Annotated in this window: 16 protein-coding genes, 3 tRNA genes and 2 pseudogenes; 9 read left to right on the top strand and 12 right to left on the bottom strand. The window is 60.3% G+C overall.

Annotation, left to right across the window (positions count from 1 at the left end; genetic code table 11):
• Nucleotides 1-192 precede the first annotated feature (192 nt).
• Nucleotides 193-282, top strand: a tRNA-Ser gene (locus CRO48_RS09430).
• Between the two features lie 142 nt (nt 283-424).
• Nucleotides 425-613, top strand: a pseudogene (locus CRO48_RS09425) (IS630 family transposase); the annotation flags it as partial.
• Between the two features lie 407 nt (nt 614-1,020).
• Here CRO48_RS09425 and CRO48_RS09420 read toward each other — a convergent pair.
• A complete protein-coding gene (locus tag CRO48_RS09420; RefSeq protein WP_097138468.1) occupies nt 1,021-2,451 on the bottom strand; it encodes a DUF1254 domain-containing protein in 1,431 nt (476 codons plus the stop codon).
• Between the two features lie 117 nt (nt 2,452-2,568).
• Between CRO48_RS09420 and CRO48_RS09415 the strand changes: the two genes are divergently transcribed.
• Nucleotides 2,569-3,657 (top strand): AraC family transcriptional regulator, encoded by a 1,089-nt coding sequence (locus CRO48_RS09415; protein ID WP_097138467.1) that lies wholly within the window; start codon nt 2,569-2,571, stop codon nt 3,655-3,657.
• A gap of 373 nt (nt 3,658-4,030) precedes the next feature.
• Here CRO48_RS09415 and CRO48_RS09410 read toward each other — a convergent pair whose 3' ends face one another.
• From CRO48_RS09410 to CRO48_RS09375, 9 genes are all read right to left on the bottom strand, one after another.
• The gene (locus tag CRO48_RS09410) at nt 4,031-5,878 is read right to left on the bottom strand and encodes an amidohydrolase (protein WP_097138465.1); all 1,848 of its coding nucleotides are present in this window, start codon (nt 5,876-5,878) and stop codon (nt 4,031-4,033) included.
• A gap of 176 nt (nt 5,879-6,054) precedes the next feature.
• A complete protein-coding gene (locus tag CRO48_RS09405; protein ID WP_097138463.1) occupies nt 6,055-7,446 on the bottom strand; it encodes a DUF1254 domain-containing protein in 1,392 nt (463 codons plus the stop codon).
• Between the two features lie 95 nt (nt 7,447-7,541).
• Complete coding sequence (locus tag CRO48_RS09400; protein ID WP_176526704.1) at nt 7,542-8,399, bottom strand: alpha/beta fold hydrolase; 858 nt, start codon at nt 8,397-8,399, stop codon at nt 7,542-7,544.
• Between the two features lie 108 nt (nt 8,400-8,507).
• Entirely contained in the window at nt 8,508-10,286 is a 1,779-nt protein-coding gene (locus tag CRO48_RS09395) for an amidohydrolase (protein ID WP_097138459.1), read from the bottom strand.
• Between the two features lie 415 nt (nt 10,287-10,701).
• On the bottom strand, nt 10,702-11,016 hold the full coding sequence (locus tag CRO48_RS33465) for a Rap1a/Tai family immunity protein (RefSeq protein ID WP_097138457.1): 315 nt from the start codon (nt 11,014-11,016) through the stop codon (nt 10,702-10,704).
• A gap of 43 nt (nt 11,017-11,059) precedes the next feature.
• Nucleotides 11,060-11,188 carry a hypothetical protein gene (locus CRO48_RS33235; protein WP_280952655.1) on the bottom strand — a complete coding sequence of 43 codons (129 nt, stop codon included), beginning with the start codon at nt 11,186-11,188 and terminating at the stop codon, nt 11,060-11,062.
• Between the two features lie 53 nt (nt 11,189-11,241).
• A complete protein-coding gene (locus tag CRO48_RS09385; RefSeq protein ID WP_097138455.1) occupies nt 11,242-11,541 on the bottom strand; it encodes a DUF6538 domain-containing protein in 300 nt (99 codons plus the stop codon).
• Nucleotides 11,542-11,891: 350 nt separating this feature from the next.
• A tRNA-Arg gene (locus tag CRO48_RS09380) sits at nt 11,892-11,968 on the bottom strand.
• Between the two features lie 17 nt (nt 11,969-11,985).
• Nucleotides 11,986-12,291 (bottom strand): ETC complex I subunit, encoded by a 306-nt coding sequence (locus CRO48_RS09375; protein WP_097138453.1) that lies wholly within the window; start codon nt 12,289-12,291, stop codon nt 11,986-11,988.
• Between the two features lie 328 nt (nt 12,292-12,619).
• Here CRO48_RS09375 and CRO48_RS09370 point away from each other — a divergent pair, with 328 nt between their 5' ends.
• Complete coding sequence (locus CRO48_RS09370; RefSeq protein WP_245423476.1) at nt 12,620-12,940, top strand: hypothetical protein; 321 nt, start codon at nt 12,620-12,622, stop codon at nt 12,938-12,940.
• 137 nt (nt 12,941-13,077) lie between these two features.
• Nucleotides 13,078-13,154: transfer RNA gene (locus CRO48_RS09365), tRNA-Pro, on the top strand.
• Nucleotides 13,155-13,627: 473 nt separating this feature from the next.
• On the opposite strand, the gene CRO48_RS09355 is transcribed toward CRO48_RS09365, so the two are convergent.
• Nucleotides 13,628-14,101 carry a VOC family protein gene (locus tag CRO48_RS09355; RefSeq protein WP_097138449.1) on the bottom strand — a complete coding sequence of 158 codons (474 nt, stop codon included), beginning with the start codon at nt 14,099-14,101 and terminating at the stop codon, nt 13,628-13,630.
• Between the two features lie 267 nt (nt 14,102-14,368).
• Between CRO48_RS09355 and CRO48_RS09350 the strand changes: the two genes are divergently transcribed.
• On the top strand, nt 14,369-14,770 hold the full coding sequence (locus tag CRO48_RS09350; RefSeq protein ID WP_097138762.1) for a GFA family protein: 402 nt from the start codon (nt 14,369-14,371) through the stop codon (nt 14,768-14,770).
• A gap of 208 nt (nt 14,771-14,978) precedes the next feature.
• A pseudogene (locus tag CRO48_RS09345) lies at nt 14,979-16,007 on the top strand (IS30 family transposase).
• 183 nt (nt 16,008-16,190) lie between these two features.
• Here CRO48_RS09345 and CRO48_RS09340 read toward each other — a convergent pair.
• Nucleotides 16,191-16,694 (bottom strand): hypothetical protein, encoded by a 504-nt coding sequence (locus CRO48_RS09340; RefSeq protein ID WP_097138447.1) that lies wholly within the window; start codon nt 16,692-16,694, stop codon nt 16,191-16,193.
• Nucleotides 16,695-17,225: 531 nt separating this feature from the next.
• Here CRO48_RS09340 and CRO48_RS09335 point away from each other — a divergent pair.
• A complete protein-coding gene (locus CRO48_RS09335) occupies nt 17,226-19,184 on the top strand; it encodes an elongation factor G (RefSeq protein WP_097138444.1) in 1,959 nt (652 codons plus the stop codon).
• A gap of 209 nt (nt 19,185-19,393) precedes the next feature.
• Nucleotides 19,394-19,822 carry a DUF4864 domain-containing protein gene (locus tag CRO48_RS09330; RefSeq protein ID WP_097138442.1) on the top strand — a complete coding sequence of 143 codons (429 nt, stop codon included), beginning with the start codon at nt 19,394-19,396 and terminating at the stop codon, nt 19,820-19,822.
• Nucleotides 19,823-19,890: the final 68 nt, after the last annotated feature.

Below are 19,890 nucleotides of genomic sequence, written 5' to 3'. Positions count from 1 at the left end.
AAACAAATCCGGAACAAACACTATCTGTTCCATATGTGTTCCGCAAGCCTCTAAATTTTCGTGAACATATTGGTGTAATCCGTCATGTTTCCTGCCTGGCAATTGGCAAGTTGACGGCGGATGGCGAACGGATATAAAGCCAAGCTCAGCCCGACCTGAAAGCTCAATACGAGGTTGTGGGTAGCGTGCAACGGAAGAGTGTCCGAGTGGTTTAAGGAACCGGTCTTGAAAACCGGCGTGCGGGAAACCGTACCGTGGGTTCGAATCCCACCTCTTCCGCCATTCTCCTTGATTTTATTGTCTTATTTCGACTTTAGTGGCCGTACGCACTAGAGCACGTCCTTTGAAAACGGAAGCGGCCTGATGATTCCTTTCCAGGGTTTTCCATGATTCCATCCTCCTGAGTGATTTGCCGGAGGAGAACATGGCCCGAGCATTGAGTGATGATCTGCGCAGCCGCGTTTTGGCTGCTTCGGCTGGTGGAATGTCGGCACGGTCGGCCGCCGCGCGGTTTGGGATAGGGATTTCGACGGCCATCGCCTGGATTGCGAATGCGCGGCAGGGCCAGGTGAGCGCGGCCAAGCAGGGGCGACCTGGAGTGTCCCGGCTCGATGAAATCATTCGGGGGCAGCGGTTCACATGTGTTCGCGTGCTGTCAGCCACGTCGAGCTTCAATTGTGTGCAACTCATCAAGACCGGGGGCCGCCATGGGACCGCGGCTCACTAAGCAGCAATCGGCAAACTTCTCGAAGAGGCGTGCGGGGTCGTATTCAAGATGGCCAGAGCAAAGACGGTCTATCTTGCTGGCGACTCGATCTGGCATGACGATGTTGCCGCCGCTCTGGAAACGCATCGACCAGATGTGGTGATCCCGATTACCGGCTACTCGATTGTCATCGGGATCGAGGGGGGGTACGGGGCCTTGCGATAGCGCGGCGGTGGCGCAAAGTTGTCTCGTCGTGGTGGCGGTTGCTCTCTCCTCATCCGCATGCGGTGCCGCGCACAGGATAGGCGGGACAACTACTGCGCCACGACGGCTGGCGGCTGCCAGGTGCCTTCGCCCGCCGGCAATATGGACGGCGCTTCTGTCTTCGGCCAGTACAGGCGCATGACAAGATAGATCGTGTCATCCGGAGCAGGCAGCCAGTTGGCTTCCTTGTCCGCGCCGGGGCTGTCCTTCTGGATATAAAGGGTGAGCGAACCATCCTCGTTCTTCTTCATGCCCGGAAGCATCGGCGAGTTGATGAGGTAGCGATCGATCGGATTCTTGATCAAAAGCTGGCTCTTGCCGTCATACATCGTCACCGACCAGAAGGAGTTCACCGGTGGAAGTTGCCCTGCGGGAAAGGTGATCGTGTAATTGTGCTTGCTGCCGTCCAGTGTCTGGCCCTTGTTATCGACGCGCGTGTAGGGATAGGTGGCTTCCTCCGGGTCATTGCCATAGATGCCGGCCTGAGCGGCGACGGCGCGTTTCAACCAGTCGCCATTGTAGTGGGCGCTGTCTCCTGGAAGACCGCTGATCCGCCAGCCATTGATCGCCTTGCCGGCAGTAGCGACGGCCTCGTCGACCTTCCGCTGGCCCGCCTTCATGCCGAGGCCAATCTCCAGCTTGTGCTCCAGTGGCAGGTCCTTGAAGTCAAAGGACTTTCCCGGCCCGATGCCGATGCGCGCCAGCTTGGCCCTTATCTCCTTCTCGTTGCCCTGCGCCGGGCCGAATTGCAGAGCGAAGTCGAGATAATCGAAGAAGTTGGTCTTTACGAGTTCCTTGTCGATCTTGGGGAAATCGATGGTTGGCGCGGCCGGCGGCGGCGTCTGCTTCAGATATGCCGACAGCATCTGCGCCTTGTAGCCAGCCTGCACCTCCTTGACGTTGTCGAGATCATCCGGGCCAAAAAGCTGGGTACGATAGCCCGCGAGGGAAAACTGCGTGCTCGAACGAAACACCTGCTTGATGCCCGCCGGCGTGTCGCCCTTCCAGTCGGGCCCGACCACCATGTAGTCGCCGGCATCGCTCCCTGTGGCGCGGGTGCCGATATAACCGAAATTGTAGGTGTTGCCATCACAGAGCATGACGGAGTAGTAGCGCTTCGGGTCGATCGCCGGCACCGAGAGCACCACCGGCTCCGCCCGCAAATCCAGCCAGACAAAGGAATAGGGCGTATCGCTGTTGGGCGTGACGATCGCCGTGTCCTTGTATGTATAAACGTTGGGCTCGTTCTTGATCTGGTTGAACGGCGCCTTGAACTGCCCTGAATTGCGATCTACCGCGTATTCGTACATGATGGCATAGTTCATCACGAGCGGCAGGCCATAGATGAAACCCTCCTGGGCGATGTCCCTGGCCTCAATGATGCCTGGGTAGTTTTGCGCCATCGACAGGCTTGGCCTCGCAATCGCGGCGCCAGCGACGATCATCGTGGCGGAGCGAAGTAGATTTCGCTTTGTCAGCATTTGCCTTGCTCCCTTGTGGCTTCCCGCGCCCGGTTTGTATACTGCACTAGACACTATTCGTAATTCGAAACCACTCATTTTACGCCACGGTTGCATTATTTCTGGAGCGCGGCATGCATGGCTGAGATCCCGGTTATCTCCAACCGCATATTGCATGGCATGCCGGCCTTCATACGCCGCGAAATCGGGCAAAAGGCGCTGCTGCAGGCCAATCGCGCCATCGGCTTCGACCTCGAACTGACCGAGGGAGAGAATTGCTTCATCCCGCACTTGGCGGTGATCCGCTTCATCGAGGCGGCCGCTCGGGCCGCCGGCGATGCCAACTTCGGGGTCCTGATGGCCCCGATGATGAACGCTGCCAACTACGGCAGCTACGGACGCTATGTGTTTGGAGCCGGCACCTTGGGGCAAGCCATCGGGCGCGCGATCTCCAGTCTTTGTTTTCATAGTACGGATGACAGGATGTCGGTCTCGGTCGTCGGCGACGAGGTACGATACAGCTATGTCTTTGCGCTGGCCGGCTGTGCCGGATATGCCAACGTCGGGTTTGCGGCGGCGGGCGTCCTGCTCAGTCTCTTCAGGGCCTATTTGGCCCCGGATTGGCGCCCCCTGCGCATCGAGTTCGACACCGTCAGGCCGCGGCAAACCGGTCTTTTGGAGGACGTCTTCCAGTGTCCGGTCCACTTCAACGCCCCCGCGGTGACCGTTGTGGTGGAACGCCGTCATTTGTCGGCTGGTCCAAGGCACGTCGCATGGCCGATCGTCACCATCGAGGATGTCGCGCGAGACCGGCGTGGCGGCGCTCCTCGCGATTTGCTCGACGTCATCATGGAGCAGATCCGGGCGCAGGTTCTCACGGGCAGCGTGTCGATCGACAGCGCCGCGCAAGTGACTGACACCAGCGTCCGAACACTGCAACGTGAACTGAACCGCGCGGGCACGGACTTTCGCAGCCTGGCGACCGCAGTAAGGGTTCAGCGCGCCACTGAACTGCTCCGGGACAGGAATGGCTCGATCACCCGCGTTGCGGCCGAATTGGGGTATTCCTCGCCAGCCAACTTTGCTCGCGCTTTCCGAAAGGCGACCGGCAACGGGCCGAAGGAATTTCGCTCCGCGATCACCGCCCAGACGCCGCGCTCAACTCGGTGCGACGCTCAATCATTTGAGGAATTCAATTGCGGCCTCGACGCCGCGTTCCCTCGCTAAGGCCGTGCGCAGGTCTGCCGCGCGAGGCCAGATGCCACGAGCGTGCTTCCGATCTCGCGATTGATGACTGCCTTGTCGGTGAGCCGAACCCTTTACCACTCGAGATATTAGACAAACAGGTCGAATACTATGCGGGGTGCGCCAACTCCAACCATATCGTATCGCGCGGATCCTGGTCATGGATAGGTCACGGTCTGACACTGAGGTGCGCACCTGACCGGCCGTTACCGGATATAGCATCAGCACGCGTCCCCTAACGACTTCAAGCGGTCGTTGACAACCCCTTCGCCGCCGCGGCTGATCCCCATTTCAAACCCCGCAGTCACGCCGAGAACGCGTATGCGACCCGCTCGCAGACTGGATTGTTCCGCGTTCAGGATCGCGCAACTGGCAAAACCCTTCCTTCGAACACCGTCCCCCAGACAGGGATGTCCTTGATCTTTGCCGCATCGACAGTCAGCGGGTTGTCTTCAAGGATGCTGAAATTGGCGAGCTTGCCCGGGACGATGCTGCCGATGTCGTTTTCCATGCGCAGGGAGTGGGCGGCACCGAGCGTGACGCCCTTGAGCGCGCCGAGCCGGGTCGCGCGCTGGTCCGGTGCCGCGACGCGCCCGGACACGGTCGTGCGGTTCACCGCGCAATGCATCAGGAACAGCGGCTGGCCGGGTGCCATCGGCATGTCCGAGTGCAGCGAGAAGGGCACTCCTGCCCGTTCCATGTCTCCAAGGCGCACCATGTTGTCGGCCCGCTCCGGACCGAGACCATCCTCCGCATAGGCGTCGGCGAGCGCCCGCACGTAATAAGGGTTGGCGCTGACGACCACGCCGAGCCGCTTCATGCGCACGACCTGATCCTTCTGCGAGACTGCCAGGTGAATGGCGACCGTGCGGTGATCGTAGCGCGGATGGCGGCGCATATTGGTCTCGACGGTGTCGAGGACCATGTCGAGTCCGGCGTCGCCATTGACGTGGACGTGAATCTGGTAGCCGGCGTCCCAGTAGATGTTGAAGGCCCGTGCGAAGAAGTCCGGATCCATGATCCATTCGCCATGCCCCCCGCCGAGATAGGGGTCACGCACCCGCATGGCGAGGGAGTAGATCGCTCCGTCCGCGAACAGCTTGATCGCGCCGGGCATCATGGCCGTCATGCCCTCGCCCCAGCCGAGCACCTTTTCCGTCTCGCTGATCGTGGTGTCGGGAAAGGCGGCGTTGATCGATTTCCCGTCCGGGATGAAATAGAAGCGGAACGGGTTGCCGGCACGGGACAACACTGCGTTCTGCGCGACCTGAAGCTGTTTCGAAAACAACCCGCCGGGCTCGCAGCCGAGGGTCACGCCATTGGCGTGATAGTAGCGGACGACGAATTCGAGCCCGCGCCGAAGCCGATCGGGCGTGGCGATAGCGGGAAGCAGCTTCGGGATGACGCCGAACATGCCGCCTTCCCAGAAATGGCCATCAGCGAGACTGGACTGTTTTCGCGCCCCATCCGGCAGGCCGGAGACAAAGGCCGCGTCGATCCCGTAGGCGTCGAGCGCCTTGCTGTTGACGATGAATTCGTGGGCCGACCGGTGCCAGACGATGATGGGCCTCGTGCTGCTGATGCGATCCAGATCCGATCGGGTCAGGGGGCCGTGGAAGACGGGGTGATAACCCCAGGTCACGAGCAACTCGGTTGAAGTCTTGAGCTTTGCGTTGGCGTCAGCGAGCCTCGCGCGATATTGGCTAGGGTTGCTGGCTGAGGGCACGACCCCGGACGGCAGAACCCAATCCTCGATGGCGATGATCTCCGACACCATGGTGAGGCCGGTCAGGAGCGGATGATCGTGCTGGGCGATCAGGCCCGGCGTGATCACCTTGCCGGCGAAGGTCTCGTCGATCACGTAGGGCTGGCCGTCGGAAAGGGATTTCAGTTCGTCCAAAGAGCCGACTGCCAGGATGCGGTCGCCGAGGACAGCGACAGCCGTTACGGACGGCTTATCGGGATCGAGGGTGATGATTTCCTTGGCGGGATAGATCGTGACGCGGGGCAAGTCCTTGCGGTCGAATTGAGTGGCCAGATCCTGGAGGGACGCTTCCTGCGCCTGCGCTGGAACGGAGGTGGCGGCTTCGCAGACGAATGCGGAGGCTGTTGTCACGGCCGCGAGTTTCAGGATCTGTCGGCGCGAGGGAAAGTTGTAGTTCCTGAACGCTTCGGCAAATGCCGGGTTGCACATCACGCACATCGCGGGTCCTCCCAAGTTAAGCCTGTCTGCTCGGCCTATCATCGCAAGCTGGAACTGGATGAACGCGTCTGGTCCTGACGACGAAGTTTAAGCCAAATTGGACTGTTAGTGTCTGCTTCGATCGTATTTGGCTGAAGGGCAGATTATCGGAGGCCATATGTCCTCACATCAAGGCGCTACTCGCCGACGGCAGTTATTTTCGGTGGGCGCCATGTCTGGTTCACGATGTCGTCTGCCGGCAGGTACGCACGAAGAAAGAGAAAGAACGGTCCTTCCGGCGCAGGCAGCCAGTTGCTTTCCTTGTCCGCGCCGGGCGAGTTTTGTTGTAGGTAGATGGTCAACCCGCCATCTGCGTCGCGCTTCATCCCGCTGCGGTCACCAACCGAGTAGCGGTTGATGGGATTATCAACGAGGTTGTACGCCTTATTGTACATGGTCAGGGACCAGAAGGCCTTGACCTTCGGCTCGCCGCCCTTGTCGAAGTGGATCACGTAGCGGGTCTCGCCAGTCAGGGGCCGCCCCTCTCCATCGACGGAGGCGTTGAGATAGGTCGCCTCGACCGGGTCGTTCGCGTTGAAGCCGACGGCGGGCTGGATCGCGCGCAGCAGCCAGTCGCGGGCTTGCGTCATCCGGCCCGTCGACGGCGGCGGGTAGTTCCATCCGTTGATGTTGGTCTGCCCGTAGCCGGCCGCGAACGCGTCATAGATGAGCCTGCGGCCGTCCACGGCTGCGCGCGCCAGCCCGCGCTTCGTTGCGGGGTCCAGGGCGTCGATGTCGAGCCCGGCTCCGACCCCGATGCGCGCATAGGACTGCAGGATGTCCGCGTCGCGCGGGTCGGGGGGGACCTCGCGCATCGAACGATTGATCGTCCGCCATTCGTTAAGAGGATCGGCGTCCCGGTCCAGCGGTTGCCAGATCTCGGCCGTCCGGGGGGCGGGGGCATCGGGCTTTCCCCATTGCGAGAGGGGCGTCAGTTTGTACTGGTCCTGGATCGCGTGGGCCGCATCGAGGTCCGACGCATCCTTCACGGCGGTGCGCACCTGCAGGAAGCCCCAGGGCGTGGACGAGGGGGGCAGCGCCGTCACCCCCGCGGGTAGTGCGCCTGTCCAGTTTTTGTCGACGATCGCGTAGCTCCCACCCCCGTCGCCCGTCGTTCGCGTGCCGACATAAGCGAAATTGTCGTCCATGAAATCAGTGAGCTCGACCGAGTGATAGCGGTCGGAGATGGCCGGCACGGTGAGGATCACCGGCTCGTCTTTCAGATAGAGCCAGGAGCGGGAGTAGATCGTGTCATTGTTGGGTGAACCGCCATCGACGTGGCTCGCGTCCTTGAGTTCCCGAAAATGGAACAACTGGTTCGCCCGGTGCCCGACATCGGCGCTTCGAAACCATCGTTGTTCCGTCATGTACGACCAAGGAAACGTGTAGAGGTAGGCTTGGACACCCAGTGTGTAGGCATTGAGCTCGCGCCAGTCGGGCTGCTTATCCTGCGCGCCGGCTTGGAGCGCGGGACTGGCGCCCATCATCGCGATCGTCGCCGCAAATAGCATCAACGTTCGAACGATCATCTTCGTCACCTTCCTCCAGACCAATGTGTCCCGATTCCGACCTCGGCGCGACGCGTTCTTGGGCGAGCGGGAAGTCCTCTCGGCGGACCGATGCGCTACTTGTTCGCGCCCGAACGAGCCTGAATGAAACCGACGATCAGGCGGCGCAGTTCTTCGGGCTGTTCATTTATCATGTTGTGGCCACAGCCGGGCAGCCCCGCGAGCCAGGTGTTCGGGCGCGTCCTGGCAATGTTGAAGGCGTTTTCCGGCACGGCGACACGGTCGAGGAGGCAGGTGATCGCCAGCATCGGCGCGGTTCCGCCCGTGCTCCAGGCTTCCTTTGGGGTCGCATCGCTGGCCTTGGCCTCAGCGGCTGCGACCGCAGGGAACTCGCCTTCGCCCGCGTCCTTTTCGGCCAGACGCTCGTTTCCGGGCGCATACATCAACTTCGCCTGCAACGACAGCCATTCGGACTTGGGCACGTCGGGGTCGAGGTACCGTTTGTACAGCGCCATCGTTTCCTCCGAGGGCAGTACCTCGCCGCCGGCGCCGACCAGAATGATCGTCGCGACTCGGTCCGGCTTTGCCTGGGACGCGGCGCGCATGACCCGGTTGCCATAGGTCTTGCCGGCCAGATGCACCTTCTGCACGCCGAGCGCGTCGGCAATCGCCCAGACATCGTTGCCGTAGTCGACGAGCGTTAATCCGTCGAGCGGGCCGTCACTCGCGCCAATTCCACGGTAGTTGTAGATGACTGTACGAATGCCGGCGGAGGAAATGGCCTTGGCGAGATCCTTCAGTTGCGACGCCGGTCGTCCGTTGCCGGCAGCCATAATCAGCGTTTCCGGGCCCTCGCCAAAGACGAAGGTTTCGATGGTCTGACCGTGCACGGAGATCAGCCGACGCGTATCGTCGCCCGCGCTCGCGTAGGTCATTGACGCGATGCCGTAGGTGCTGATGGCCGCCGCAACCATGACCCACCGTGTCGCCGTCAGTGTCCAAGCTCGAACGTTCATCCCCTTCGCCTTCCAACGGTGCGATGTGTCCCGCAGCCCGAGGTCGTGTGCATCTACTCCGATCCCTCAGGCCGCGCGGTAGACGCTCTTTCCTTCCTTGATCGTCTCGACGACCTTGAGCGTGATCAACGCCTCAGGCTTCACCGCCAGAGGGTTATCGCTCAGGATGACGAAGTCAGCGAGCTTGCCGGGCTCGATCGTGCCCTTGCTCGCCTCCTCGAAATACTGGACTGCCGGCCAGATCGTCATGGCCTTGAGCGCGGTCAACGTATCGACCCGCTCCTCGGGGCCGAGCACGTAGCCCGAGCGTGTCACGCGCGTGACGGTCGCCGATAGCACGCGGATCGCGTCCGGGTTCGCAACTGGCGCGTCGTGATGGCTTGTAAAGATCATGCCGAGTTCGCGCGCCGAATTGCAGGGCGAGATGCGCTCGGCCCGCTCCGGCCCCAGAACCGAACTGCGATGCCAGTCGCCCCAGTAATAGGTATGCATCGGGAAGAAGGAGGGCAGGATGGTGAGCTCCTGCAGTTTCGGCAGTTGGTCGAGCCTCGCGGTCTGGCCGTGTACCAGGACCGCGCGCCGATCGCCTGAACCGTGCTTCGCGGTCGCGGCGCCGACCGCCTCGATCAGCCAGTCGACCGCCGCGTCGCCATTGGCGTGGGTGAGGATCTGCCAGCCGTTTGCGAAGGCGAGATCGACGGCATCGACGATTTGCTCCTTGGTGATCGCCGCGTAGCCGCGATAGTCGGCGTCCTTCCCCTCCGGTGGCTTGTAGTATGGCTGCGAGAGAAACGCGGTCTTGCCCTGGGGCGAGCCGTCGATGGTCGCTTTGGCGCCACCGATCCGGACCCGGTTCCTGTACTCGCGGGAGGGCGCAATTTCATTGAGAGACTGAAAGATGTCAGGATAGACGACGACGTCGACATCGAGCAGCCCTGCTTCGCCGGCCTTCGCAAGCATGGTTGCGCTGCCCGGCATGGCGCGCCCTTCCTGGACGGTCGTGTATCCGAATGAGGCGTAGAACGCTGCCCCTGCCTTGATCATTTCGAGATAGGCTTGCGCGTCCAGACGGCCCAGGAGCTTGCCGGCCGCAGTAAAGAAGGCCGCCTCCTCGCACACACCGTTTGGGGTCTCTCCGTCGGCCTCGCGACGGAACGCGCCGCCGGGCGGATTGGGCGTCCCCTTGGCCAAGCCCGCCTCCTCGAGCGCCTTGCTGTTCAGAACGCCGAGATGACCCGATTGGTGGACGATCAAAATCGGAGTGTCGGACGAAACAGCATCGAGGTCGGCGCGGGTGGGGTGGCGTTGCTCCTCAAGTTGCGAGTCGTCGTAGCCGAAGCCGACGATAACGCCGTAGCGCTTGATGACCTCGCTTTTGGTGGCGATCCAGTCGCGCAGTACACGTTGCAGCGCAGGGATGCTATTGCCTTCTCCGTCAGGCGCCGGCAGGAGGTTCGCTGCGAGGGCCTGTAGCCCGACCATGACGACATGCCCATGCGGATCGACGAAACCCGGAAGCATCGTCTTGCCCATGAGGTCGACGGTCGCGATCGGACCCGTCGCTTGGCTTTCGACCTCGGCGCGGGCGCCCACGGCAACAATCTTGCCGCCACGCACGAGCACTGCCTCGGCGGTCGGCTGGGAGTCATTGATCGTGACGATCGGGCCGCCGACATAGAGCGTATCGACGATTTCAGTCGCCGCTTGCGCCTCGGTGCAAAGGAAGGCAGGCGCCGCCCTCGCGGTGCCGGCAAACGCGACGCCAGCGATCGTGTGTTTCAGGACCGCGCGGCGCGAGAGGGCGGCGCCGAGGGCGCCGGCGAAAGGACTGCAAGCAAAACACATGGATCGTCACTCCTCCCAAGAACTGACCGTGCGTGCTTGTCGATCCTTCCGTCGAGATAGGACGACATGACCAAAATGACATACAGATTCTCTTATTGCACTGACCTAGATCAATATAGGCGACGTTGGGGCTGCTGCTACGACAACGCCCTCCCGCGGCACAACTGCATCCGCCAGTTCGAAGATTATTTTGAAGAATAGATGCGCCGAGTTATTCAAACTTCAGAAGCCTATAGCAAGCGAAACGTTTGAGCGCCGCCGAGCCAAGACCCGCCCAATGTGTCGGGTTTTCAATTCCCTGAGATAAACGTAATTATATCTTGAGCCATACCCTATCAGGATAGCTGCCGATACGTTGTCCCGATTGTCGGTGTTCAGAAACGCTGGTTTACATCAGTACTGACCGCATGTTGGCTCACTTCTGGCATGGGTAAGCATGCTTAAGTGACTCTACCGCCAACACTCGATCATCCTCACCACGTCTTTCGGGGTGCTCCTTAAGGTAATCACAAACAACGTTTTCCGTCTCACCGAACGTGGTGCTTTCAGGAATACAGATTCCTTGCTTCAATTCCGGGTTGATGTGGTGAGTGAGTATTATGGCGTAGGAAACATCGTACGTCTTTTTTCCTTGATCGCACTTATTGAACAACGTGTTCTTCGAGATTTCCGCAGAAGCAATACAGGGAATGGCGAGAAATAGCAGAGCGGGAACAGTGGATTTGATCATTTCGAGATTGCACCAATTCCGAATGAAAAGTGAAGAGTTTGGGTCACTTTCGAGCACGCACAATAGGCAGCACGAGCAAAACCAGCAGACCGGCAACGATAATGCCAAGTCCGGTGCCTGACACTTCGACAATGCCGAGAAGTTTAAAGCTGAGCGTTCCGAGATTTTTCATGTGCAGCCGGTCCTTTCACCAAATGGGTTCGTTGGTCGGCTGCTTGCTGCTTCTCAGGGCGACCGAATCCATTGGTAGGAATGCGGTTCAACGCCGTTCTTGACCGAAATCGTCCGTATGTGTTCCGCCGTGTAGTCGTCTCTCTTGGCAGGCAGTTCGCCCGCGTCGAACATCTCTTTGTATTTGAGGGCAAGCGCCATCGCCTTGCGGTGTGCTGTGTCGAAGTCCCGGGTCCCCAATGAATGGCTGAAATCGGCTCTGCCAAACTTCTCGCGTAGGTGCATGGGCACCATGATACGAAAATGCCAGATGCCGTTTTTTTGCAGCATGTAGCGCTGCTTCTTCGCTGCCATAACAAATTGCCTCTGTGAAAAAACGAGTTCACGCTTCGATGGCGAAACGTCGGTCTCTTCAATGAATTTTGATGAAGGGAACGAACGTCGCTGGAAATGCTGACTGGACCTGATCAGGTCCGGGCGAACGCTCGTGATAGAGGCGGCATAGACGAGGATCGCCGCCGCGTCAACTAGTAAGTAATTGATTTTGGTATGGAATTCATTTTGAAAATGAATTTTTCCGAAATCATTTTGAATTCGGAACGGGGGTAGGGCGCTTTGGCGCTGTTCAAGGCGGCAAAACGTGACGATAAACGTGATGGTGTGGGTGTTTTTGGGCTGAAAGCCCTGAAAAAGCCGGCATTTTTTGGCGACCCCTGCAGGATTCGAACCTGCGACCTACTGCTTAGAAGGCAGTTGCTCTATCCAGCTGAGCTAAGGGGCCGTTGCCGGCAGGCCGGGTCAGTGGGTCCAGGGCTGCATGCGGTTGAAGCGGAAATTGTCGGGGTAGGCGACCTTCTTGCGCGTCGCGTCGTGCGGCTCGATCACACGATATTCCAGCCCGTTGCGTTCGGCATAAGCAACCGCCAGTTCACAGGTCTCGAATGTCAACTTGACCTGCTGGCGCATGTCGCTGGAACTCGTATAGCCCATGATCGGATCGATCGTACGGGCGCGTTCCTGGTCGAATTCCAGAACCCAGCGATGCGTTTTCGCCTTGCCGGACTGCATCGCGGTCTTGGCGGGACGGTAGATCTTCGCGGACATCGGTATTCTGTCTCCAGCAGGTTCGATTTCGTGCCGCACCGGCATTGCCCATGCATAGCGCAGAATCGGTAAACGGCAAATGTCAGGGCAGGGGAAAACCAACGAACTGAGCCACTTCGTTCGACGAACGGCCACAGATCCGTACAGGCGCGCGCCCCGCGTGCGGGAGCCATAACACTGGCACGGCAGCATTTCAACGGCTCAGCGCCGCTGCTGGTCCTTGCTTTGTCGGTTCGTCCGACCAATTTGCTATTGTGGAACCGACGCCCGGGACCGGACGTTGCGTGCATACGACGACTGCCGCAGTTCTGTCGCAAGGAGGGCCACGATGCTTTGTAAGTTGAACGGTTGTGTTCTGCGCGTGCCGCTTGCTTCGAAATGGGCCGGCTTTGTCGCTATTGTCGCTATTGTCGGCCTTGGCGGGTGCACGACGTCGCCCGGTGGCCGTTATCCCGAACCGATTCCGGGCAGCATCACCTATGGCGGCCAGCCCAGGACGAAACTGACCAAGTCGCCGATCGGCAGTTGGTTCCATCATCGGTTCACCGACCAATTTGGTCGCACGGTCCAGGAGACCTATGTGATCCAGCCGGATCGTTCGCTGCTCCTGACCCGCCGGGTCGTCTTGGAGGATGTTTTCGACTTCTGATGGCATCCGCCCCCAATCCCCAGGTCCAACCGCTTTCCTCTTCGGCGGGTTTCCTCTTGGGCGGCCGGCATTTGGTATCAGAGCATTTTGCTGTTGCGGCATGTGGCGGATGCGTGTATCTCCGCCGAACGGATCGGCGGAGTGTAGCGCAGCCTGGTAGCGCATCTGGTTTGGGACCAGAGGGTCGGGAGTTCGAATCTCTCCACTCCGACCACCGTCGACCGTCTGGCAATCCGGCTACATCTCCTTTCGGATTGTCGGCCCTGGGCCGAGCCGAAGCCTTCCGGTCGCATCGCGCGCCTGTTCATTACGCTGATCGATCGCGCCGTCGGTATTGACCCAAACTATGACGCCGCACTCGGCGAACGCCACGGGCGCGTCATGAACGCTCTGCCTTTTGGCAGAGGTCTGCGGCCGGACATGCTCGTGCCCCTTCTGGCAGCCGCGGGTTTCTCCGATATCGAACTGCGTTCCCACGAACCGATAGCGAGAGCTCAACGACGGAATGCAAGCCTCAGGAACAAGCTGCGGACACTTGTGTATCTCCGCTTCATCGTCAGTTGTGTGCGTCCCTGACCCGATTTCGCTCGTTCGACCAGTCATCGATGACGGTGCCAGGAAAGGGCCGAGGAGGCGATGGTTTCGATCGCCGAAGAAGTATGACTGCGGTGCGCCGAAAGGCGCCGTTCAGCCGCGTCGCGCCGCCTCGATTGCGGCGACGTCGATCTTCCGCATGGTCATCATCGCCTCGAACGCGCGCTTAGCCTCGGCTCCGCCCGCCGCCATGGCCTCGGTCAGGACCCGCGGGGTGATCTGCCAGGAGATGCCCCATCTGTCCTTGCACCAGCCGCAAGCGCTTTCCTGACCGCCGTTGCCGACGATCGCGTTCCAGTAACGGTCGGTCTCTTCCTGGTCGTCGGTCGCGATCTGGAACGAAAACGCCTCGTTGTGCTTGAACATCGGACCTCCATTGAGGCCGAGGCAGGGAATGCCGGCGACGGTGAATTCCACCGTCAGCACATCGCCTTCCTTGCCGGAGGGATAGTCACCGGGGGCGCGGCGAACCGCACCGACGGCGCTGTCGGGAAAGATCCCCGCATAGAATCGGGCTGCAGCCTCGGCGTCCTTGTCGAACCAGAGACAAATCGTATTCTTGGCCATAGCAAACTCCCTTCCTTTTTTGACATCGGGAAAGTTCATCCTTCCATCATCCATCCAGCTAAATAGACCAAGGATCGCTTTCCGCCACCCGCCTATTGCCTTTCCCTTCGCATCAGGTCGCTGTCCAGGTGTAGAAAGCCGGTTCGGCAACGAAATCGGCAAGGGTTGCTCGGCCGGCCACCTTGCATCCGGAGTCAACCCGGTTGCAGAGTCTGCCCGGTCAAGGCAGTATGATCGTCGTTCCATAATATCATGGTGGACCTTACGATGTTGACCGGCTCATGCCATTGCGGCGGCGCGAAGTGGACGCTGAAGGGCGATCCGGGGTCGATCACTGCCTGCAACTGCACGCTCTGCCGGCGCTACGGCGCGCTCTGGGCATATGATTATGAGGACGAGCGGATCACGCTGACCGGCGAGACCGCTTCCTACAGCCGGGACCGTCGGGATCGGTCTTCGCTTGAAATTCTGTTCTGTCCGACCTGCGGCTGTGTCCTGAGCTGGCGTGGCCTGCGGCTTGACAAGGAAGGCCGTCGGCGCATGGCCGTCAACGTGCGTCTCGCGCCGCCGGATGCCGTCTGCGATTTGCCGATCGATCATTTCGATGGTCTCGACACGTTCGAGGACCTTCCATCGACAGGGAAATGCGTGCGCGATCTCTGGTTCTAGGAAAAACGCCATTGGCGGTTCGTGACGTGACGAGGCGACGGTGATGGCTGACGAAGCTCGAACGCTTCGGGCGAAGGGCACGCGATGCGGTACCGGGGGAGCTCATTGCATTCCATAATCTATCTTATCTGACATTTATGTGTAGCCGGGCAGATTCCATTTTCAAATGCAACGAGGACAATAATGGCCATGGTTTCAGGAGGATGGAATGGCCCGGTCCTTTGCGCAGTTGAGTTTTGACGAACGCCGCATCATTGCGCGCATGCATGAGAAGAAGTTCAGCCAGGCCGAGATCGCGCGCGCTCTGCAGCGGGATCGCTCGACGATCTGCCGCGAGATCAGACGGAATTTTTTGCATGATCATGATGTGCCGATGGCCGAAGGCTATTGGCACATGACGGCGCATGGAATGGCGATGGACCGAAGGCGCAAGTATCGCAAGCTGCTGCGTGATCCGCACCTGTGCGCCGCGGTTATCGATCGCCTTAAGGACGGCTGTTCGCCGGAACAAATTTCCGGACGGTTGAAGCTTCCAGCGGTTCCTCTGCCCGATTAAGCCATGAGACAATCTATCAATACGTCTACTCGAAGGAAGGCCAGGATCAGCAGTTGGCCCGGCACCTGCCTGAGCGTCGTCGCAAACGACGACCGCGATACGCACGCAAACCAAGAAGCCTTGTCTTTCCAAGCGAATGCGCCATCCGAAACAGACCTGAGACCGTCAATTCCCGCAGCGAATTTGGTCACTGGGAAGCGGATCTGATGATCTTCAGAAAGGAGCACGGCGCCGCAAACGTCGCCACCGTCGTTGAGCGCAAGAGCCGCTACACCCTGCTGTTTCGCAACAACGACAGACGCTCCAAGCCGATCATGAATCAGTTAATCCGCCATCTGGCACCCCTACCCGTCCAAGCCCGACAAAGCCTCACATTCGATCGAGGGCTGGAGTTCGTCTCATGGCGCGAACTGAAGCGCGGCATGGGAACGGCAGCTTGGTTCTGCGACCCGCAGGCGCCATGGCAGAAGGGAACGGTGGAGAATACCAACAAACGCTTCCGACGTTATCTGCCGCCGGAGACCATCGTGCTGGATATCGCAGATCAGGAGATCCGCTCCTTATGCGACCGGCTCAACATGCGACCGGCTCAACGACACGCCGCGCAAATGCCTGGGGTTTCGGACACCGAAGGAGATGTTCAGCCAGCATCTATCGGCGCTTGAACGGCAATGCGTGTAGATTTCTAGCCAGCGTTGCATTCAATCTGAAGCCAGCAGACCGAGGCAGAAGCGAGGACGCAAGCCGAAAACGGATTACATGAACGATCCGGAGGTGATCGCGAAGCGAGAGAAGGCCCTGGCGAAGATGGAAGCGGCGCGGAGTGAACGCCGCGAGAATATAGGCCGTTTGAGAGCAAGGAGATCAACTGAACACGAGCATCTCTTTGCAAAGAGCATCGACTTTGGCACCGTAACTGCTTGACAACTCGAAGAGCTTCAGTTCGCCGAGAAGGATCGCGCTGCGTTTTTCATCCAGTGCCTTGATATACGCATGATGGAATTTCTGGTCAGCTGACTGGTGAGGGGGGGCATACAGAAGGCCAAGCTGGTCTTGGCCAACATCCGTGCGCGTTGAGAGACGTATGTCGAAGATGATGTTGCCCAACTTAAAATCAGTCACGTGCAGTTCCACGGTGCCCAAAAGCTGTATAGCGAACTGTTGCCCATCCACAGTTCTAGCTGTGAGTGTTACGACATCGCCTGCCACCGAGATGGCCGTCAGATAGCCATCGTGAAGCCATGGTTCTTGAAGGAAACCCATGTCGTCCAGTTGATAGTTCACAGGCGCCTCGGCATTCAGATAGGCAAAGACCGACAAAGTGCACGCTTTCTGCGTGACGTGAAAGAGCTTGACTGCTTCTGCCATTGAGAAAGCTAAAGCCGATGAGCGTATACGATTACCCGCCCCCTCCCTGCCCTTGCAACCCTGGCCAGCTGGTCCGGTCGGGGGCTGATCGGCAGAGCCTGTGTCGCGTTTCTATCTGGCCAGACCGTTCGCAGCCCTATTCAGCTTTGACAGTATGGTAGCCGGGTGGGTTCAACGATTAAGTGAGATTTGCGAATGATACCAATGGGGTGTCACTCGCAAGGAAGCTGCGATGAAGTCCACCTGCTCCCTTAGCAACCTGGCTGAACGGAGTCAGAGCGCACTGGTGTATGGCTTGCCTGTGTGACGTCGCTGGTCGAGCGGGTCAGCCGGTTCCGATCTTCGTGTTATGGTCCCGGATCGGCTGTAACACCATGGCAGCGCGACGAAATTCGATGCGATCGAGCCTGGTTGCGCAGCAAATCGAGCCATTGAGCAAGAAAAAACGACGCCGGACTGGCGCTTCGCGCGGCTTCGCGCCATCCTATGGATGGAGAGAGAGTTGCGGTCCTTGGCAACGGAGGAATGCCGATGCGCTGCTTTGCCGTCCTGGGCCCGTCGCAGACGGGCAAGACTACACTTGTCGAAAGACTGGGGGCTCTGGCGGGAAAGTCGAGGAAGACCGCCTCGCCCCACGGCCTGAACCTTTGCGAATTCGAGTTCGGCGGCGATGTCTGGTGTGCCTTGGACGCACCGGGATCGATCGAGGCGCTTGCGCATGCCCACAACGCGCTTCTCGCCAGCGACGCCTGCATTCTCTGCGTCTCGCCATCACCGGACGAGGCCGTGCTCGCCGCACCCTATCTTCGGGTCATTGAAGCATCCGGCACGCCCTGCATCATCTTCATCAACCGGATCGACGAGCCGCGTGGCCGCATTCGCGACGTGATCGCCGCGCTGCAGGATTATGCGAGCCATGCCCTGGTGCTCCGGCAGATCCCGATCCGCGAGGGTGAGGAAGTCGTCGGCAGCGTCGATCTCATCTCCGAGCGCGCCTGGCGCTACCGGGAGGGGCAGACCTCCTCCCTGATAGCGCTTCCCGACGATATCGCCGAGCGCGAGCACGAAGCGCGCGCCGAACTTCTCGAGCACCTTTCGGAGTTCGATGACTGGCTGCTGGAGGAACTGATCGAGGACCGGCAGCCCGACAGCGGTGCAGTCTACGCCATTTCCACGCGGATCTTGAAGGACAACCGGATCACGCCGGTTTTCATCGGGTCGGCCGGCCATGGCAACGGCATGCAAAGACTGATGAAGGCGCTGCGCCACGAGGCTCCCCCGGTGGAAGCCCTGCGCGACCGCCTCGCCGCAGCCGGCGGGATGGAGGCGCCAGCACTGGCCGCCGTCACGTTCCATGCCTTCCACCGCCAGAACATCGGCAAGACCGTCCTTGTCCGGGCGCTCGACGGGATGAAGCAGACGTCCGCTCTGGGCGAGGCAGGACTTGGCACCCTGCAGGATGCCATTTCCGGACGGCCGCTTTCCAACGGCTTGCCCGTGCCGGGAGCGGTCTTCGCATCGGTGAAGTCGGAACGCCTGGCCGTGCCTGCCCTGATCGGCACCGGGACCGCCTACCCCGCCCCGCACTGGACTGCGCCGCCGTCGCCCATGCTGCAGCGCATTCTGGTACCGGGAAGCGAGCGCGACGAAACGAAGCTGTCCGCCGCTCTTGCGAAGATCGCCGAGACCGACAAGGGCCTGCTGGTGGCGCAGGAGGAAGGCACCGGCGCCCATCTTGTGGGAACACAGGGGCCGCTGCATCTGCGAGAGGTGATCCGTGCCCTCGCCGAGGTCTTCAACATCGCCGTCAGCGACGAACCGCCGAGCCCGGTCTATCGCGAAACCGTCTCCCGGACATCGGATATCCACTACCGTCATCGCAAGCAGACCGGTGGCGCCGGTCAGTTTGCCGATGTGAAGCTGAGCATTCATCCCACCGGCCGCGGCGACGGCTTTTCCTTCGCCGAAGTCGTCAAGGGCGGTGCGGTGCCGCGCAACTTCATCCCCGCCGTCGAGGCGGGCGCGCGCGAGGCGATGGACAAGGGGCCGCTCGGCTTCGGCGTGATCGATGTCGGCGTGACGCTGACCGACGGCCAGCACCACACAGTGGACAGCTCCGAATATGCCTTCCGCACGGCAGCCAAGATGGGCGTGCGCCAGGCGATGGGGCAGGCTCTGCCGGTGCTGATGCAGCCGATCATGCGGGTGGAGATTCACATACCCTCCATCTATACCGGCGGGCTGGTGCAGATCGTCTCGTCGCTCAAGGGACAGGTTCTCGGTTTCGATCGCGACGAAAGTGCAAAGGGCTGGGACACGTTTCGGGCCCTCGTGCCGGGAAGCGCCCTTGAGGAACTGGCGCGCTCGCTGCGTTCGGCAACGCAGGGAATTGGCAATTTCTCCGGCGCCTTCGACCACTTCGAGGAAATGTATGGCAAGGAGGCCGACGCGATCGTCACCGCGCACGGGGCGCGCGCAGCTCAGTCATAATTGAATACGGAACGTAAGAAAGGTCCGCCATCGCACTGTTTTAAATGAAGATAGCCGATCAAGGGGCGGCTTGAGTTCACCGCAGATCCCGTCGCCCTCGGCACGGCCGTTGTGCAGCCTGCGGCGAAATTCAGCACATCGTCGCCTTATCTCTGGCAATCCCGCATGGCCGCCCTACCCTTATTGCGGTCTGCCGGAGCATCAGCCCCATGAAGATCGCCTCCATCGCCTCTGCCATAGCCGTCTGTCTGTCTATCTTGGCCTTGCCGGGTCGCACCGCTGCACAGGAGCCTGCGGCCGTGGCCCAGGAGATCATCACGCGGCAGATCGAGGCGTTTCTGAATGACGATGCGACGTCCGCCTATTCCTTCGCCTCGCCCAGCATTCGCGAGAAATTCCCCGATGAGGCGTCCTTCTTCGAAATGGTGAAGCGCGGCTATGCGCCCGTCTATCGCCCCGGAAACTTCGGCTTCGGCCGCAGCAAGGTCTCAGGCGACGTGATCCTGCAGGAAGTGCTGATATCGGGAAGCGGAGGCAAGCACTGGACGGCGATCTACCAGCTGATGCGGCAACCGGACGGCAGCTACAAGATCAACGGCGTCCACATGACGCCGTCGAAGGGCGGATCCGATATATGATGTGCGCCAGTTAGCTCATATAGTTCATGAACTTTTCCTGGTAATGTATTTAGATAAAAGGAAATTGA

The organism is Rhizobium subbaraonis, from assembly GCF_900220975.1.
Taxonomy (GTDB): Bacteria; Pseudomonadota; Alphaproteobacteria; order Rhizobiales; family Rhizobiaceae; genus Mycoplana; species Mycoplana subbaraonis.
This window is presented reverse-complemented; position numbering and strand designations above follow the sequence as displayed.

What these genes read in the sequence shown, in the direction of transcription:
- CRO48_RS09420 (WP_097138468.1), bottom strand. Translation starts at nt 2,451, where the DNA reads ATGCTGACAAAGCGAAATCTACTTCGCTCCGCCACGATGATCGTCGCT.
- CRO48_RS09415 (WP_097138467.1), top strand. Translation starts at nt 2,569, where the DNA reads ATGGCTGAGATCCCGGTTATCTCCAACCGCATATTGCATGGCATGCCG.
- CRO48_RS09410 (WP_097138465.1), bottom strand. Translation starts at nt 5,878, where the DNA reads ATGTGCGTGATGTGCAACCCGGCATTTGCCGAAGCGTTCAGGAACTAC.
- CRO48_RS09405 (WP_097138463.1), bottom strand. Translation starts at nt 7,446, where the DNA reads ATGATCGTTCGAACGTTGATGCTATTTGCGGCGACGATCGCGATGATG.
- CRO48_RS09400 (WP_176526704.1), bottom strand. Translation starts at nt 8,399, where the DNA reads ATGGTTGCGGCGGCCATCAGCACCTACGGCATCGCGTCAATGACCTAC.
- CRO48_RS09395 (WP_097138459.1), bottom strand. Translation starts at nt 10,286, where the DNA reads ATGTGTTTTGCTTGCAGTCCTTTCGCCGGCGCCCTCGGCGCCGCCCTC.
- CRO48_RS33465 (WP_097138457.1), bottom strand. Translation starts at nt 11,016, where the DNA reads ATGATCAAATCCACTGTTCCCGCTCTGCTATTTCTCGCCATTCCCTGT.
- CRO48_RS33235 (WP_280952655.1), bottom strand. Translation starts at nt 11,188, where the DNA reads ATGAAAAATCTCGGAACGCTCAGCTTTAAACTTCTCGGCATTGTCGAA.
- CRO48_RS09385 (WP_097138455.1), bottom strand. Translation starts at nt 11,541, where the DNA reads ATGGCAGCGAAGAAGCAGCGCTACATGCTGCAAAAAAACGGCATCTGG.
- CRO48_RS09375 (WP_097138453.1), bottom strand. Translation starts at nt 12,291, where the DNA reads ATGTCCGCGAAGATCTACCGTCCCGCCAAGACCGCGATGCAGTCCGGC.
- CRO48_RS09370 (WP_245423476.1), top strand. Translation starts at nt 12,620, where the DNA reads ATGCTTTGTAAGTTGAACGGTTGTGTTCTGCGCGTGCCGCTTGCTTCG.
- CRO48_RS09355 (WP_097138449.1), bottom strand. Translation starts at nt 14,101, where the DNA reads ATGGCCAAGAATACGATTTGTCTCTGGTTCGACAAGGACGCCGAGGCT.
- CRO48_RS09350 (WP_097138762.1), top strand. Translation starts at nt 14,369, where the DNA reads ATGTTGACCGGCTCATGCCATTGCGGCGGCGCGAAGTGGACGCTGAAG.
- CRO48_RS09340 (WP_097138447.1), bottom strand. Translation starts at nt 16,694, where the DNA reads ATGGCAGAAGCAGTCAAGCTCTTTCACGTCACGCAGAAAGCGTGCACT.
- CRO48_RS09335 (WP_097138444.1), top strand. Translation starts at nt 17,226, where the DNA reads ATGCGCTGCTTTGCCGTCCTGGGCCCGTCGCAGACGGGCAAGACTACA.
- CRO48_RS09330 (WP_097138442.1), top strand. Translation starts at nt 19,394, where the DNA reads ATGAAGATCGCCTCCATCGCCTCTGCCATAGCCGTCTGTCTGTCTATC.